Origin of the sequence: Arthrobacter sp. SDTb3-6, assembly GCF_013376095.1 — a bacterium.
Classification (GTDB): Bacteria; Actinomycetota; Actinomycetes; order Actinomycetales; family Micrococcaceae; genus Specibacter.
Genome location: NZ_JAAMFN010000136.1, coordinates 1 through 692 on the forward strand (window position 1 = coordinate 1; position 692 = coordinate 692).

The following is a 692-nucleotide window of genomic DNA, read 5'->3' on the forward strand; positions in this document are numbered from 1 at the left end:
CTGCACCTCGCGGCCGAGCCGGAGCTGACCCACGCGCTCATGGAGAGCGGCGTCACCGCCATCGCCTACGAGACCGTGCAGCAGGGCCGTGTCCTGCCGCTGCTGGCCCCCATGTCCGAGGTGGCGGGGCGCCTGTCCGTCCAGGTGGGCGCCCAGTGCCTCACCGCACCGGCCGGCGGCAAGGGCATCCTGCTTGGCGGCGTCCCGGGTGTCCGCCCGGCCAACGTGGTGATACTCGGTGCCGGCGTCTCGGGCACCAACGCCGCGGCCATGGCCATTGGCGCCGGCGCGGACGTGACCATCCTGGACATCAACATCGACCGCCTCCACCAGCTGGACGACCACTACCAGGGACGGCTGAAGACCGTGGCCTCCAACACCCTGGAGATCGAGCGTGCGCTGCTGCAGGCGGACCTGGTGATCGGCTCGGTGCTGATCCCCGGGGCCAAGGCGCCCAAGCTCGTCACGAATGCGCTGGTTTCCAGGATGAAGCCGGGCTCGGTGCTGGTGGACATCGCCGTGGACCAGGGCGGCTGCTTCGAGGACACCCATCCCACGACGCATGAAAACCCCACGTTCACGGTGCACAACTCCGTCTTTTACTGCGTGGCCAACATGCCGGGCGCGGTGCCGAACACGTCCACGTACGCCCTGACCAATGTCACGCTCCGCTACGCCGTGGCACTGGCCAA

The 692-nt window shown here is 68.9% G+C and carries 1 protein-coding gene; it reads left to right on the forward strand.

The features are described 5' to 3' along the window. Positions 1 to 692, forward strand: a 692-nt coding sequence (locus G6035_RS19660) for an alanine dehydrogenase (protein WP_176618783.1), incomplete at both ends; no start/stop codon positions are given.